Here is a 16,247-nt window from a genome sequence, read left to right as displayed (position 1 = left end):
GCTTGCGCTGGTCTTTTTTTTAACCTGAACGACGCAGCAACCAGATAAAGTAAGGTGCACCTAAAAATGTCGCCATCAGCCCGGCAGGAATTTGATCCGGGAATGCCAGCATCCGCCCGCACCAGTCAGCCAGCACCATCAGTCCCGCCCCCAGTAATCCCGACAGCAGCAGTTGCGGCAAGGCACGCCGGAATCCCAACATGCGCGCCATGTGCGGCGCCATTAATCCAACAAAACTCAGCGGACCAATAGTCAGCGTTGCGCTGGCGGTCAGCGCGGCTGCCAGCAGCAGCAGACTCAGCCGCGCGGGCGTTAATGCCATGCCGGCCGAGCGTGCGGTAGCACTTCCCAGCGGCAGCAGCGTCAGCCAGCGGCTCGCCAGTGGTGCCAGCGAGACCAGCAGCAGCGCACAGAGTGCGCTCTGGATCGCCTGACTGCCGCTGATGTTATAGGTTGAGCCGGAGATCCAGCTCAGCAGCCCACCCATGCGGGGATCGCCACTTGCCAGCAGCAGCATCAGCAGGGTGACAAAGGCGCTGTTAAGCGCCATACCCGCCAGCAGCATTCTCTCAGGTGAGAAGCCGCCACGACTGGCTACCGCCATGATCACCAGCAGCGTCAGCGCGGCCCCCATCGCACCGGCGGGCAGCAGCCATGCCATTGCATCGCCCGGCACAAAGAACATCATGACGACGACGCCACAGGCGGCACCTGAACTGATGCCCAGCACTTCCGGGCTGGCCATAGGATTACCGGTCAGCCGCTGGATCAGGCTCCCCGCCACGCCCAGCATCAGGCCGGTCACCAGCGCAGCCAGCACGCGCGGTGCACGCCACGGAAGCAAAGAGTGCAGCATCTCGCCCGATGACCCGACCCAGCCCAGCGCATCACGCCCAAACGCCAGCGCACCCCACATCAGCAGGGCAAGCACCGCGAGACCCGTCAGCGTCCAGCGCAACAGGTTTTGTCGCTCGGCGGGTACGTTGTCGCCCTGATTCAGGGCGGGCGGCACTGAACCCGTACGCAGTCGCGGCAGCAGCCACAACAAAATGGGTACACCGAGCAGTGCCGTGGCCGTTCCGGTCGGGATATCGCGCCAGTGTGCGCTAAGCCATAACACGCAACTGTCGGCCAGCCACAGCAGCAGCGCGCCGGAAAGCGGTGCCAGCAGCATCCGGCTGAGGAGCCGTCGACCACCCAGCAGCTTCGCCAGCAGCGGCGCAAACAGTCCGATAAAACCGATGATACCGGCGACATTCACCAGCTGTGCGCTGAGCAGGATTGCCAGCCCGAGGCCACCAACACGCGCCACCGAGAGCGCCAGCCCCAGATTTTTTGCTACACCATCATCCAGCCCCATCAGTGTCAGCGGACGCAGCAGCGCCAGCGCCAGCAGAAACGCCAGCAGCAGGCGCGGCCAGAGCTGCTGCACATTTTCCCAGCTCATCTGATTCAGCGCGCCGGTGCTCCACAGAAACATGTTCTGCAGCTGATCGTGATTGAAGATAGCGAAGATTTGATTTACCGCGCCGCTGTAGAAGCTCAGCACCAGCCCGGCCAGAATCAGCGTCACCGGCGACAGACGTTTGCCCCAGGCCACACCAAACACCAGCGCGGCCACCAGCAACGCTCCGCCAAGCGCGGCAAACTGCTGTGTCAGCGCGCCGCCCGGCAGATGCCACAGCGTCGCCACGGTAATACCCAGCTGCGCGCCGGAAGAGACACCCAGTGTGGTGGGTTCGGCCAGCGGGTTCCGCAATATCTGCTGAAACAACAGGCCGGCAAGCCCCAGCCCGGCGCCCACCAGCAGCGCCAGCGCCGTGCGCGGCAGCAGGCTGTAGTGAAACACCATCTGCGGCAGGCTATCGACCGTCGGTGACCAGAATGCCTGCCACCACTCATGCTGCGGCAGCGCATGGTGCAGATTAACCAGCGTCAGGCTGAGTGAGAGCAGAAACAGCAGGCTGAGGAGACCTGCGGGAAACAGAGCATGGCGCATCAGTGCATCTCCAGCGCGCGTTCCAGCACGCGAACAAAGTGCAGCGCCGAGAGCGTAGCACCGTAATACCAGACCGCAGGGACGCGCTGAAAGCGTCCGGTGCGTACAAACGGCATGGCCTGCCACAGCGGGCTGCGCATCAGCTGCTGCATCTCTGCGTCATTGTCATGATCGAAACAGATGACATCCACATCTCCGGCCTGCGCGAGCTGTTCAATGCCGATCACCGCACTGCCCCAGAAGTTGGTCTCGCCCTGCCAGCCATTTTTCAGGCCCAGCAACGTCATTACTTCCAGGAACAGACTGTTTTTGCCGAAGGTAATAGCATGACGGCTGTCGAGCAGCGACATCAGCAGAATCGTGCGTCCGGCATAGGGCGCCAGCCGCTCGCGGGCCTCTGCCAGTTGCGCATCGACCTCGCGCAGATGCTGCTCCGCCCGATCGCGTAATCCAAGGCGCGCTGCCAGCTGATGCAGCGACGCGCGCGCGGCGGTGAAGGGTTTCCCGTCGCCGCTGTGAAGGTCAAAGCCCATGATCGGCGCGATGCGGGTTAGTTTCTCTTTGGGCGGGCCGTAGCCATTTGAACAGAGGATCAGCGACGGCTCCATTTGCGCCATCAGCTCAAGATTGGGTTCGGTGCGCAGGCCCACATCGATCACGCCCGCAGGCAGCGGTGGCTCCCCGACCCAGATGTTGTAGTTGTGCAGATCGGCCACACCCCAGGGCGTGACGCCTAATGCTATCAGCAGTTCGGTGGGGAGCCACTCCAGTACAATAATCCGGCCCGGATTCGGCGTGGCGGCACGCAGGGGAAGTGAACAAAACAGTGGCGAGGCCGCCAGCGCCAGCAACAGTCGGCGGCGATAAAGATCGGGCATCATCCTTTCCTTAACAGACAAAACTGACCGGCGCGCCGCCCTGCGGATGCGGTAAAATGCCCATCGGGATACCATAAATCGCACCCAGCACGTCAGGCTGCATAATCGCCTGCGCGTTACCTTCGGCAATCATCGTGCCCTGCCGCAGCGCCACCAGATGATCGCAGTAGCGTGCTGCCATATTGATATCGTGCAGGACCGCAATCACGGTTAAGCCACGCTGCTGGCTCAGATCTTTTATCAGCGCCAGTACCTCAACCTGATGGGCGATATCCAGCGCCGACGTCGGTTCATCCAGCAGCAGACAGCGGCTGTTCTGTGCCACCATCATCGCCAGCCAGGCACGCTGACGCTCACCGCCCGACAGGCTATCCACCAGTCGTCCGGCAAAGGGCTTGAGTCCGACCTGGGCAATCGCATCTTCTACCCTGTCCCGATCGTCCTGCCCGAAACGGCCCAGCGCGCCGTGCCAGGGATAGCGACCAATCGCCACCAGTTCACGCACCGTCATCCCTTCGGCTGCCGGTAACTGCTGCGGCAGATAGGCCACCTCGCGGGCAAACGCTTTGCTGTTCCAGCGCCCGACCGGCTGCTGATTCAGCAGCACCTCTCCGCCGCTGGCCACGTGATGACGGCCCAGCATTTTCAACAGCGTCGACTTACCGGAACCGTTGTGGCCAATCAGCGCGATCATTTTGCCGGGTGGAAAGGTCAGCGAGAGTGGCTGAAGGAGAGTGCGGCCGGGCACCTCAAAACTGGCGTTTGCCAGCGTAAAAGTCGCCTCTTCTGCGTGCGGATGCGGCATGGTTATCCCTGTGAACGAACGGGCGCCGAAGCGCCCGGTTAAATCAGAATCTGAAGGTCGCGGTGCCGACAATCTTACGCTCCGCGCCCCAGTAGCAGGCGTATTCACGGTAGCAGCTGGCGACATAGTCGCGGTTGAACAGATTGTTGACGTTAACGCCCACCGTCGAGCCAGGCAGACCGAAACGACCGAGGTCATATTTCAGCGCCGCATCCACCGTGGTGTAACCGGCAACCTTAAAGTTCTGGTTCTGCTCGGTGCCGGTGCTGTAGAGACCCTGGCTCTCGCCGACATAACGCACACCCGCGCCCACTGTCACGCCCGAAAGGGCTGTCTCGTGGAAGGTGTAGTCGCTCCACAGTGAGGCCATATTTTTAGGGACGCTCACCGGCGTTTTGCCTTTCAGCTGCGTGTCTTCGGTATATTCCGCATCGGTGTAGGTGTAGGACGCCGTGAGGTTAACGTTGGCATTGAGTGCCGCTTTCGCTTCCAGCTCTACGCCGCGCGACCGGATTTCACCGCTTTGAACACTAAAGTTTGGGTGATTCTTCGTATCAGGATCGGCCGTCAGGTTTTTGGTTTTGGTCAGTTGAAAAACGGCTGCGGTGAGCACAACCGGACGATCTTTCGGTACATATTTCACGCCCGCTTCATACTGTTTAGCGCGTGACGGATCAAACGCCTGACCATCATAGGTCGAACCCGCGTTTGGAATAAAGGCTTCGCTGTAGCTGAAATAAGGTGCGATGCCGTTATCAAACACATAGTTCACACCGCCGCGCCAGGTAAACGCCTGATCGTTCTGGCGATCAACGCTATCCGCCACCCGATCGTAAACCGAGTTCATGGCATAGTCGTATCGGCCGCCCAGCGTCAGCACCCAGCGGTTCCACTCCATCTGATCCTGCGTATAGAGGCCGGTCTGACGTTGCTTGTTGAGATGCTGATAAGGATCGGCAAAAGGTGTGACGCTGTTATCGCCATATTGCGGATTTACCGCGTTCAGGTTCGATGCCGAGCCAAACTGTGCGTCGATATCATTGCGGGTCCGCTGGAAGTCCACCCCCAGCAGCAGCGTATGATCAACCTGGCCGGTGGCAAACTTCGCCTGCGCCTGGGTATCGACCGCCAACTGGTTGAGCTTCTCATGGGAAACGGCCGAACCACGGGTAATTTCCTGAGTCTCCGGGGTAAACCCATTGCCATAGATACTGCGGTAATCGGTGCGCAGGTCGGCGTAACGCAGGTTCTGGCGCAACGTCCAGGTGTCGTTGAGGCTGTGCTCGGCGTTATAGCCCACCATTTTGGTGGTGCGTGAAATCTTGTTGCTCTGCTCGCCTTCATCGAAGTTGGTCGGCAGCTTGTACTGGCTGCCATCGGCACGGGTGATAGGCACTACGGTGCCCTGACGCGGCAGCCAGCCGTAGTAGCCGGTTTCTGGCTCGTTCTGGAAATAGGTCAGCAGGTCAACGCGAGTGCGATCGTCGGGACGCCAGCTGAAAGCCGGTGCGATGGTGTAGCGCTTCTCTTTGTTCATCGCCTGTTGCGCATCCTGACTGCGCGCCTGACCGGTCAGACGATAGCTGTAGACACCGTCATCATCCAGCGCGCCGCCAAAGTCAAAGCCAGTCGAGAAGAGGTTATCGTTGCCCATCTGGAACTGCACTTCGCGCAGGGTTTCCTGGGTCGGACGCTTGCTCACCAGCGAGACCACACCGCCAGGATTGCTTTTGCCGTAGAGTACCGATACCGGACCGCGCAGCAGTTCGGCGCGCTCCAGGAAATAAGGATCGATAGCAAACTCAGAGTAGTTATCACCCTGCAGTTTCAGGCCATCCATATACTGATTAGTATTAGTTTCGCTGAAGCCGCGAATCGACAACGCATCAATCACATCTGAGCTGCCACGGTTACCGGTCAGCACGCCAGGCGTGTAGTTAAACGCTCCTTTCACGCTGGTCACGTTGCGCATTTCCATCTCTTCGCGGGTGACCACGGAGACAGACTGCGGATTTTTTTCAATCGGCGTATCGGTTTTCGTACCGGTGGCGCTGCGTTTGGCTGCCACAGTGGGTGCCGGGCCCCAGGCGCTTTCCGCCTCGGCGCCGCTGCCGCCATCCGCTGAAACCACCATCGTCTCCGCCTGTGCGGCGTAAAGTGAGGTGCTCAGACTGAGAGAGATCATGATGCCCAGAAGCGGTCGGGAAAATGTTTTTTTGGTGTCGGCTGCAAAAGTCGTTCGCGCATTCATAAATGTGTCTCAGAAAATAGGCCCTTAAGGGCGAATCGAAACGATAATGATTATTATAACGGATTAGATAATATGCGAACTTCAGCGGGCACTGCAAGAAGAAATCCCAGTAGTGACGCCGTTTGCAGGGCGATTAACGCGTATTGATCAGAAACAAAAAAAGGGCGCCGAAGCGCCCTTTTAAACCTGTCTGACTGATTTATTTGCCAAACATATCTTTGATCCAGCCTGCTACGCCGTCGCTGTCTTTCTGCTCCTGCGGTTGCTGGGCCGGTTGTTGTTGCGGCTGCTGCTGTTGATCAAACAGCTGTTGCTGCTGCTGAACCTGCTGCTGCTGTTGCTGACACAGCGCATTCGGATCCAGCGCCCACACCGGCAGAGAACGCCAGGTGCTGCTGCCCGTGCCACAGACAAAGTTACCGGCTGAATCGACATTCATCATCGACACATCCTCCGGTGGCGTCAGCTGCAACGGCATCGGTGCCTGAATGTCGAGGTAACGACGATAAAGCTGCATCGCGCCACTGGCACCATAGAGTTTGGTCGGCTGGTTGTTATCGCGCCCCACCCAGGTGATCGCGACTTCTTTGCCATCAATACCGGCAAACCAGCTGTCGACCAGGTCGTTGGTGGTACCGGTTTTACCGGCCAGATGCGCATTCGGGAAGCGCGCACCCAGTGCACGGGCGGTACCGTGGTCAGCAACCTGCTGCATGGTGTAGAGCGTCAGATAGGCCGCCTGCGCGGGTTCAACCCGTTCTGCCTGCGGATAGCTCTGATAGAGCACGCTACCATCTTCCGCAATCACCGAACGCACTGCAGAGAGCGATGCGCGGTTACCGCCGCTGGCGATTGACTGGAACGCCTGCGCCACTTCAACCGGCGTCAGGTTCATGGCACCCAGCAGCATCGCCGGAACCGGATGCAGCTGATCTTTCGGCACACCCAGCTTGCTCCAGGTATCCACCACCGCATCCAGCCCCAGCGTCATACCGAGGTTAACCGTCGGCACGTTCATGGAGTTGGTCAGCGCATCCACCAGCATCACTTTTCCGCTGAAGCGACGATCGTCGTTCATCGGTTTCCAGACGCTGCCGTTTGGCTGCTTCAGCGCAATCGGCTCATCGGCGATCCAGCTGTTCAGCCGGTAGCTGTTTGGCTGGCTCAGCGCGGTGAGGTAGGTGGCGGGTTTCGCCAGTGAACCAATAGAGCGGCGCGCCTGTAACGCACGGTTGTAACCGGCGTACTGCGGATCGGCACCGCCGACCATGGCGCGGACTTCACCGCTAAAGCGGTCAACCACCACCATCGCGGTTTCCAGATCTTTCAGGCCACGCTGTTTTTTCAGCGTCGGAATACCATCAATAACGGCTTTTTCGGCTGCATCCTGTGACACCGGATCCAGCGTAGTGAAGATTTTCACGCCGGAGAGATCTTTAATCTTATCGCCCAGTTTCGCCTGAAGCTCGTTACGCACCATCTGCATAAAGGCAGGCTGCGGCGTGATCACGCCCCCTTTCGGCTGCACGCCCAGCGGACGCGCCGACAGCATGTCATACAGCTCCTGGTCGATCACTTTCTGCTGCTGCAACAGGCGCAGCACCAGGTTGCGTCGTTCCAGCGCCAGTTTCGGGTTACGCCACGGGTTATAGAGCGACGCACCTTTCACCATGCCAACCAGCATCGCCTGCTGATCCAGACTGAGCTCATCCACCGGGCGGCCAAAGTAGTAAAGGCTCGCCAGCGGGAAGCCGCGGATCTGATCACTCCCTGCCTGACCGAGATAGACCTCGTTCAGATAGAGTTCCAGAATGCGATCTTTGCTGTAGCGCGCATCCATGATCACCGCCATATAGGCTTCACGCGCTTTACGCCACAGTGAACGCTCGTTGGTGAGGAACAGGTTCTTCACCAGCTGCTGGGTCAGCGTACTGCCGCCCTGCACCGCTTTCCCGGCCGTGATGTTCGCCAGGAAGGCGCGACCAATGGAGTACGGGCTGATGCCATCGTGCTCATAGAAATGGCGATCTTCGGTAGCGATCAGCGTATCGACCAGCAGATCCGGGAAACCGGCGCGTGGCACAAAGAGACGCTGTTCACCATTCGGCGACTGCAGCATGGTGATCAGGCGTGGATCGAGGCGGAAAAAGCCAAAATCACGGCCGGTTTCGAGGTTTTTAATCTCGCTCAGCTCATCTTTCGTGAAGCTCATGCGCGCGTGGATCTGTCCCTCTTTACTGTCGGGGAAATCAAACGGGCGACGCAGCAGATCGATGGTGTTGCCCTTCACCGAAAACTCGCCAGGGCGGGTAATTCGGGAGACTTCGCGATACTGGGTTCCTTCCAGCAGCGCCACCATTTCACTTTTGTTGTAGGCCATACCCGGTTCCAGGCTGACCATGCGACCATAGACGGTCGCGGGCAGTTGCCACACTTTACCGTCAATACGGCTGCGAATTTCTGAGTCGAGGTAGATGCCCCATGCGACCATGACCACCACAAACACCAGGAACAGTTTAATTAACCATCCCAGCCAACGGCGTTTGCCGCGCGGCGGTTTTCCACCTTTACCTTTACGTGGCACCGGCGCTTCCTCCTCGTCATCATTAAAATCGTCCTGATCGATATCCTGTTCGATATCCCTGCGTCGTCCCCGGCCCGCACTGCTGCGCGGCGGCAACGGTTTACCTTTGCGCCCTATTGGTTCGCGATCGTTCCCAGACATGACTTTTTTTCTCCAGGCAGTGCTTACGGCAGCGCCGCTACTCTAACTGCTTTCTCGCGTGCCGCATGGCAGAACCCTCTGAATTCGATCCAGCGGACTCAACCCTGCGGGGACATTTTTTTGGTTCGCCTTGTTGGCAAGGCATTGGCCGGATCCTCTGGCCAGGGATGTTTAGGATAACGCCCCTTCATCTCTTTCCTGACTTCAGGCCAGGCACCGCGCCAGAACGCCGCCAAATCGCGGGTGATCTGCAATGGGCGCTGGGCGGGCGATAACAGCTCCAGCACCAGCGGAATACGTCCTTCCGCCACGGCAGGATTCGTCGCCTCACCAAACATCTCCTGAATCCTGACCGCCAGCGCGGGCGGCTTGTCCGCATCATAGCGGATCGGCAGCCGGCTTCCGGTCGGCACAGTGTAATGAGTTGGCAGCACAGTATCCAGCCGCTGACGTTGCGACCATGTGAGTAAATGTAAGAGTGCCGTCGTCAGGTTCACCGCCTGCAGGCTGCGGAGATCGCGCACTGCTGACATCTGCGGCAATAGCCACTGTGGCAGGCTCTTAAGCAGGCTCTCATCGTCTGTGGCGGGCCAGCTCTCTTCCGGCAACCACTGCGCCGCACACTGGATGCGCAGGCGCAGCTGTTCGGCATCCGGCGTCCAGCCCAGCACCGACAGACCTTTTTCGGCAATCCAGCGCAACATGGCTGCGTGCAGCACCGCCGGTTCCGGGCGCGCCATCGGCTGGGTCTTCAGTATCAGCGCGCCAATCTGCTCGCGTCTGAACGCGCGCAGTGTGCCTTTCTCTTCGTCCCACTCCACTTCAGTACGGCGCTCAATCAATGCGGGCTGCTGCTGGCACAACGTCTCAATGTCGACCGGTAGCGCCAGCAACATCCGGGCATCCGGCTTGGTACTGCCCTGTAACAGAGCAGGCGCAATCAGCCATTCATTGCGTGTCAGGCCATCCTGCTCATCCAGTCTGGCACCCAGGCCGTTGGCCAGTTGATAACGGCCACTCTGGTCACGTCGCCGCGCCAGCCGATCGCCAAAACCTGCCGCCAGCAAGCCAGCGAAACGATCTTCATCGACCCGTCCGCCACGAATTTTGAGTCGTTGCTGCCACTGCTGCGCGCGTCGCTGCCATGGAGACTGTGGCCGATGCAGGGCATCCCGCAGATCGGCACTGCCGCTACGCGGAGGATCTTCCAGAATCGCCACCAGCAGCGCGGCGCTGGCAACCGCATCCGGTTCATCGCCTGCGGCACAGAGCATAGCAGCCAGTCGGGGATCGCAGCCCAGCTGCGCCATGCGCCGTCCCAGCGTGTTGAGCAGGCCGTTGCTGTCCAGCGCACCCAGGCGAGTCAGCTGCTGTTTTGCGGCATCCAGATTTCTGGCGGGCGGCTGATCCAGCCACTGTAACTGGTGCGGCTCGGTACAGCCCCACTGCAGCAGATCCAGCCACAGCGACGAGAGATCGCTGTTCACAATTTCCGGTTCGCTCTGCGCCGCCGCACGGGATGCCTGCTCCTGCGGTAACAGATGCAGACAGAGTCCCGGCATCAGTCGCCCGGCGCGACCTGCACGCTGGATCATGGATGCCTGGCTAATTCGCTGGGTCTGCAGCCGCGTCACGCCGCTGCGGGCGTCAAACAGAGCGCTGCGCTCAAGCGCGCTGTCGACCACCAGCCGGATCCCCTCAATGGTCAGGCTGGTCTCAGCGATATTGGTGGCAAGCACCACTTTGCGGCGTCCGGCAGCAGCGGGAAGTATCGCCCGGCGCTGCGCCGCCAGCGGCAGTGCCCCATAGAGCGGTGTCAGGTCCACGTCGTCGCTGATGCGTGATTCCAGTTCGCGTTTCACCCGTTCAATTTCCGCCACGCCCGGCAGAAACAGCAGAAGTGATCCGGCTTCATCGCGCAGCAGCTGGGCGACTTCACGCGCGACCGCCTCTTCAAAACGCACGTTCTGATTCAGCGACGCATAACGACGCTCAACCGGATAGCTGCGCCCTTCTGAGACAATCAATGGCGCATCCGGCAGCAGCGCCGCCAGTCGGGCATTATCCAGCGTGGCGGACATCAGCATGATTTTAAGGTCGTCGCGCAGCCCCTGCTGCACATCGAGCAGCAGCGCCAGCGCCAGATCGGCCTGCAGGCTGCGCTCGTGAAACTCATCAAGGATCACCAGCGACACGCCCTCCAGCATCGGATCGTGCTGAAGCATGCGCGTGAGCATGCCTTCGGTCACCACTTCAAGCCGGGTCTGTGGCCCGACGCAGCTTTCGCCACGCATCCTGAACCCCACCGTGGCTCCCGGCTGCTCACCGAGCTGCTCCGCCAGCCGCTGCGCCAGCCGCTGCGCCAGCCGCTGCGCGACATTACGCGCCGCCAGCCGGCGTGGCTCCAGCATAATGATTCGTCCCGGCAAGGCTGCATGCTGTAGTAACTGCAAGGGCAGCCAGGTCGATTTTCCCGCGCCGGTGGGCGCGGCCAGCAGGATTTGAGAGGCGTCACGCAGCGCCGCCAGGATGTCAGGCAGCACCACGCTGACCGGTAAATCGCTCACAGCAAACTCCGCTTCTGCCTGTGCTAAGATGGCGCGCATTGTAGCACGTGATATTTGCCGGAGAGCGCCATGGCGACACAACGCTTATTTTTTGCCATCAGCCTGCCTGACGAGATGCAGCAGCAGCTGGTGCACTGGCGGGCAGACAACTTTCCTGCCGAGGCGGGCCAGCCAGTGGTCGCAGGGAATCTGCATCTGACGCTGGCATTTCTGGGTGAGGTCGCGCCGCAAACCTCCCAGCAACTGCAAACGCTGGCTTCCCGCATTATCCAGCCCGGTTTTGATCTCGACCTGGATGATGCCGGACACTGGCCACGTCCGGGCGTGGTCTGGCTGGGTTGCCAGCGCGCACCACGGGGTCTGCTGCAGCTCGCCAGCCTGCTCCGTGCGCAGGCCGCCCGACATGGCTGTTACCAGAGTCCGCAGCCGTTTCATCCACATATCACGCTGTTACGCCATGCCACTCAGCCGGTTGCGTTACCGCCACGCGGCTTTCACTGGCGTTTTCACGTCTCCACGTTTTCCCTGTTTGCCTCTGAATATTCCCGGGGCCGCACCCGCTATCGCGCTCTGGCCAGCTGGCCATTAACGTCTCAGGATCCGCATGCACTTCTCTCCTCCTCTTAAACCCGCCCGCCTGATTGCCCGTTACAAACGTTTCCTTGCCGATGTTATGACGCCGGACGGTGAGGTTCTGACGATCCACTGTGCCAACACCGGCGCCATGACGGGCTGTGCTACGCCGGGCGATCGGGTCTGGTATTCCACGTCCGACAGCCTGACCCGCAAATACCCTCACAGCTGGGAGCTGACCGAAACGCAGCAGGGCCACTGGATTTGTGTCAATACTCTGCGCGCTAACCAGCTGGTGGCTGAAGCGCTGGATCAAAACAGGCTGCCCGCGCTGGCGGGGTATTCCCAGCGTCAGGCGGAAGTAAAATATGGCAGTGAAAAAAGCAGAATTGATTTCCTGCTCAAGGCAGATGCCCGGCGCAACTGCTATATTGAGGTGAAATCCGTAACCCTTCTCCATGAAGGAAAAGGTTATTTTCCGGATGCGGTGACGATTCGAGGACAGAAGCACCTGCGTGAACTGGCGACAGTTGCAGCAGAGGGTCATCGGGCCGTTTTGTTGTTTGCCGTTTTGCACTCGGGGATTGAGGACGTTTCCCCGGCACGCCACATTGATGCGGTGTATGCAGAACAACTGGCTCAGGCGCAACAGGAAGGCGTAGAGATTTTAGCGTATCAGGCAGACTTATCGGCGGAGGGAATGTTTCTTAAATCGCCGATCAACGTAACCTTGTAATATCTTTTGCAATTTTATGTGTTAAGAATGTTCTGAGCTAAGGGCTGAATACGCTGTTCCTCACAGGCTTGTCAAGGTGTGTTCATGAAGAATTGCCAACCCTGACTGCTTCTGTTATTTATAGCGGCCTGTTTTTTTCCCCAATGGGGGATCGATGTACCCCGCAGACGTTAAATGCAGGCTGGCAGCAACGCCACTGCGAGACGGAAGTCAGAGGGTATAGTGCGTGTTATCCAGGAGAAGCAACATGCAAGAAGGTCAAAACCGTAAAACATCGTCCCTGAGTATTCTCGCTATCGCTGGTGTTGAACCTTATCAGGTGAAGCCAGGCGAAGAGTATATGAACGACGCGCAGCTGACCCATTTTCGCAAGATTCTGGAAGCCTGGCGTAATCAATTGCGGGACGAAGTCGATCGTACTGTATCGCATATGCAGGATGAAGCCGCTAACTTCCCGGACCCGGTTGACCGTGCCGCGCAGGAAGAGGAATTCAGTCTGGAGCTGCGTAACCGCGATCGCGAACGTAAACTGATCAAAAAGATCGAGAAGACGCTGAAGAAAGTCGAAGATGACGACTTCGGTTATTGCGATTCCTGTGGCGTTGAGATTGGTATTCGCCGTCTCGAAGCGCGTCCTACTGCCGATCTCTGCATCGACTGTAAGACGTTAGCAGAAATTCGTGAGAAACAAATGGCCGGCTAATGCCGCGTCCAGCCTGTTACCACGCAGCGGAACAAATGTTTGTTTGTCCGCTGCGTGGTCACTTCTGAATCCTATGCCATCCTCCTGTATCGGTCGCTTCGCCCCTTCTCCCTCTGGTGAACTCCATTTTGGCTCGCTTATTGCTGCCCTGGGCAGTTACCTGAGCGCACGCGCGCAAAACGGCATCTGGCGGGTAAGAATTGAAGATATCGATCCGCCACGGGAAGTATCCGGTGCCGCCAGCCGTATCCTGCATCAGCTGGAACACTACGGCTTAACCTGGGATGGCGATGTGTTGTGGCAGTCACAGCGTCATGAAGCCTACCGGGAGGCGCTGGCCTGGCTGCAGCAGCATCGCCAGAGCTATTTCTGCACCTGCCCGAGGCGTCGCATCCAGGAGATTGGCGGTTTCTATGATGGTTACTGCCGGGAACGACAACGCGGACCCGCAAATGCCGCGTTACGTTTGCGACAGCATGCGCCGGTCTTTGCGTTTGACGATCGACTGCGCGGCCATGTGGAGGCGGACCGACGCCTGGCACAGGAAGACTTTATCATTCACCGTCGTGATGGCCTGTTTGCCTATAACCTGGCGGTGGTTGTCGATGATCATTTTCAGGGTATTACCGAAGTGGTTCGCGGCGCAGATCTTATTGAGCCGACGGTACGACAGATTGTGCTCTATCAGCAATTTGGCTGGCCGGTGCCTGCCTGGTTACATCTGCCGCTAGCGCTTAACCATGATGGCAATAAGTTATCAAAGCAGAATCATGCACCTTCGCTGCCGGATGGCGATGCCAGACCGCTGCTGGTGGCAGCATTGCGTTTCCTTGGACAGCCTGTTTCAGACGGCTGGCAGGACTTAACGCAGGACAAACTGCTGTCTGATGCGGTGTCGCAGTGGAATATCGCTTTGATGCCGCAACAGAACGCCCTGAAACCGGATGCATAGACAACAGCATTCTCAAACGGTTCTCAACAGGCTATGATTAGCCGCTGATTTTACCTACACCCTAATTGCCACTGTCGAGGTGTCCCATTTTTACCCGAGTAGCTAATTTTTGCCGGAAAGTCCTGAAGCGTGATGAAGAGGAAGCCCCAGCAGAGGTTGAACCAGAGCGTCTGATGACCATCATCCCTCGTGAAAGCCATACCATCTCACGTAAAGACATCAGCGAAAATGCCCTCAAAGTGCTCTATCGCCTGAACAAAGCCGGTTATGAAGCCTATCTGGTAGGCGGTGGCGTGCGCGATTTGCTACTGGGGCAAAAACCCAAAGATTTCGACGTGACCACCAACGCCACGCCAGAGCAAATGCGTAAGCTGTTCCGCAACTGTCGCCTGGTTGGCCGTCGTTTCCGTCTGGCACACGTCATGTTTGGCCCGGAAGTGATCGAAGTCGCAACGTTCCGTGGCCATCATCAGGTGGAAGAGATTGCAGAAGATCGTAACAGTTCGCAGCGCGCCCAGAGTGGCATGCTGCTGCGCGATAATATCTTTGGTTCTATCGAAGATGATGCCCAGCGTCGCGATCTCACCATCAACAGCCTCTACTACAGCGTGGCTGATTTCAGCGTGCGCGACTATGTCGGCGGCATCAGCGATCTCGAACAGGGCATTATCCGCCTGATTGGCGATCCGGAAACCCGCTACCGTGAAGATCCGGTGCGGATGCTGCGCGTTGCGCGTTTTGCCGCCAAGCTCAATATGCGTATTGCGCCGGAGACCGCCGAGCCGATTCCGCGTCTCGCCTCACTGCTACGTGATATCCCGCCTGCACGCCTGTTTGAAGAGTCACTGAAACTGCTACAGGCCGGATACGGTTACAGCACCTATCTTAAACTGTGTGAATATCAGCTGTTCCAGCCGCTGTTCCCGACGCTGGCACGCAACTTCACGGAAAACAGCGACAGTCACATGGAGCAGATGCTGGCTCAGGTGCTGAAAAATACCGATAACCGCATTCACAACGATATGCGCGTTAATCCGGCATTTCTGTTTGCCGCGATGTTCTGGTATCCGCAGCTTGAAGCGGCCGAACGCATCGCGCAGGAAAGTGGCCTGACCTACTTCGAAGCTTTTGCGATGGCGATGAACGATACGCTGGATGAAGCCTGCCGTGCGCTGGCGATTCCGAAGCGTATTACTTCGCTTATCCGCGATATCTGGCTGTTGCAGTTACGCATGTCACGCCGTCACGGTAAACGTGCCTGGAAACTGATGGAGCATCCGAAATTCCGCGCCGCTTACGATCTGCTGGCGCTGCGGGCAGAAGTGGAAAATAACCCTGAACTGCTGCGCCTGAGCCAGTGGTGGGGTGAATTCCAGGTGGCTGCGCCGCCACATCAGAAAAACATGCTGAATAACCTGGGTGATGATCCGGTGCCACGCAATAAATCGCGTCGTCCGCGCCGCCGTCCTTCCGCGCCGCGTCGTGACAATCAAAACGCCTCATGACACGGGTTTATCTCGCGTTAGGCAGTAACCTGGCCGATCCGCTGCATCAGGTTGATGCAGCGCTGACCGCACTGGATGCGTTGCCGCAGACGCAACGCATCGCGACCTCTCCGTTCTACCGCACGCCGCCGTATGGCCCACCCGATCAGCCCGATTTTCTCAATGCCGCAGTGGCACTTGAAACCGATCTCAGCGCAGACGCGCTGCTTGACCATACCCAGCGGATTGAGCTGGAGCATGGCCGGGTGCGCAAGGCAGAACGCTGGGGCCCCCGCACGCTGGACATCGATCTGATGCTGTTTGGCGAAGCGGTGATCAACACGGAGCGGTTGATTGTGCCGCATTATGATCTGCAGAATCGCGCCTTTATGCTGGTGCCGCTGCTGGCGATTGCCCCGGATGCCCACCTGCCCGACGGCCGCGCACTCAGCACTCTTCTTGCCGCCCTCGACAGCAGCAGCATCGCGCTGTGGCACGGCTGATCAGACAAACGCAACTCTCTGATTCCGCTCTTTCACGCTATCCAGTAAACTGCGCCCATCAGAATTCCTGA

General features: G+C 58.8%; 12 protein-coding genes. 6 read left to right on the top strand and 6 right to left on the bottom strand.

Annotation, left to right across the window (positions count from 1 at the left end; genetic code table 11):
* Positions 1 to 19 precede the first annotated feature (19 nt).
* From fhuB to hrpB, 6 genes are all read right to left on the bottom strand, one after another.
* Positions 20 to 1,999, bottom strand: coding sequence for a Fe(3+)-hydroxamate ABC transporter permease FhuB (fhuB, locus tag LQK91_RS12775; protein WP_105099573.1), 1,980 nt, complete (start codon positions 1,997 to 1,999; stop codon positions 20 to 22).
* Positions 1,999 to 2,877 (bottom strand): Fe(3+)-hydroxamate ABC transporter substrate-binding protein FhuD, encoded by an 879-nt coding sequence (gene fhuD / locus LQK91_RS12770; protein ID WP_105099572.1) that lies wholly within the window; start codon positions 2,875 to 2,877, stop codon positions 1,999 to 2,001. Before fhuD ends, fhuB begins: the two co-directional genes overlap by 1 nt.
* A 10-nt stretch (positions 2,878 to 2,887) precedes the next feature.
* Positions 2,888 to 3,682, bottom strand: coding sequence for a Fe3+-hydroxamate ABC transporter ATP-binding protein FhuC (gene fhuC / locus LQK91_RS12765; protein ID WP_105099571.1), 795 nt, complete (start codon positions 3,680 to 3,682; stop codon positions 2,888 to 2,890).
* A 43-nt stretch (positions 3,683 to 3,725) separates the two neighbouring features.
* Positions 3,726 to 5,933 (bottom strand): ferrichrome porin FhuA, encoded by a 2,208-nt coding sequence (gene fhuA / locus LQK91_RS12760; protein WP_105099570.1) that lies wholly within the window; start codon positions 5,931 to 5,933, stop codon positions 3,726 to 3,728.
* A gap of 199 nt (positions 5,934 to 6,132) precedes the next feature.
* Complete coding sequence (mrcB, locus tag LQK91_RS12755; protein WP_105099569.1) at positions 6,133 to 8,658, bottom strand: bifunctional glycosyl transferase/transpeptidase; 2,526 nt, start codon at positions 8,656 to 8,658, stop codon at positions 6,133 to 6,135.
* 98 nt (positions 8,659 to 8,756) lie between these two features.
* The gene (gene hrpB / locus LQK91_RS12750) at positions 8,757 to 11,264 is read right to left on the bottom strand and encodes an ATP-dependent helicase HrpB (protein WP_105099568.1); all 2,508 of its coding nucleotides are present in this window, start codon (positions 11,262 to 11,264) and stop codon (positions 8,757 to 8,759) included.
* Between the two features lie 30 nt (positions 11,265 to 11,294).
* Here hrpB and thpR point away from each other — a divergent pair, with 30 nt between their 5' ends.
* From thpR to folK, 6 genes are all read left to right on the top strand, one after another.
* On the top strand, positions 11,295 to 11,852 hold the full coding sequence (gene thpR / locus LQK91_RS12745; RefSeq protein WP_105099567.1) for an RNA 2',3'-cyclic phosphodiesterase: 558 nt from the start codon (positions 11,295 to 11,297) through the stop codon (positions 11,850 to 11,852).
* On the top strand, positions 11,830 to 12,534 hold the full coding sequence (sfsA, locus tag LQK91_RS12740) for a DNA/RNA nuclease SfsA (protein WP_008925616.1): 705 nt from the start codon (positions 11,830 to 11,832) through the stop codon (positions 12,532 to 12,534). Before thpR ends, sfsA begins: the two co-directional genes overlap by 23 nt.
* Before the next feature lie 247 nt (positions 12,535 to 12,781).
* Positions 12,782 to 13,237, top strand: a complete 456-nt coding sequence (dksA, locus tag LQK91_RS12735; RefSeq protein ID WP_008925615.1) for an RNA polymerase-binding protein DksA — start codon at positions 12,782 to 12,784, stop codon at positions 13,235 to 13,237.
* Positions 13,238 to 13,310: 73 nt separating this feature from the next.
* Positions 13,311 to 14,189, top strand: coding sequence for a tRNA glutamyl-Q(34) synthetase GluQRS (gene gluQRS / locus LQK91_RS12730; RefSeq protein ID WP_105099566.1), 879 nt, complete (start codon positions 13,311 to 13,313; stop codon positions 14,187 to 14,189).
* Between the two features lie 86 nt (positions 14,190 to 14,275).
* A complete protein-coding gene (pcnB, locus tag LQK91_RS12725) occupies positions 14,276 to 15,694 on the top strand; it encodes a polynucleotide adenylyltransferase PcnB (protein ID WP_231001623.1) in 1,419 nt (472 codons plus the stop codon).
* Positions 15,691 to 16,176, top strand: coding sequence for a 2-amino-4-hydroxy-6-hydroxymethyldihydropteridine diphosphokinase (gene folK / locus LQK91_RS12720; RefSeq protein ID WP_008925612.1), 486 nt, complete (start codon positions 15,691 to 15,693; stop codon positions 16,174 to 16,176). The genes pcnB and folK overlap by 4 nt, the downstream gene beginning before the upstream one ends.
* Positions 16,177 to 16,247 lie beyond the last annotated feature (71 nt).

The organism is Pantoea sp. MHSD4, from assembly GCF_021043305.1.
GTDB classification, from domain to species: domain Bacteria; phylum Pseudomonadota; class Gammaproteobacteria; order Enterobacterales; family Enterobacteriaceae; genus Pantoea; species Pantoea eucalypti.
Note: the sequence above shows the minus strand (reverse complement) of the source record. Positions and strands in the feature narration are given on the sequence as shown.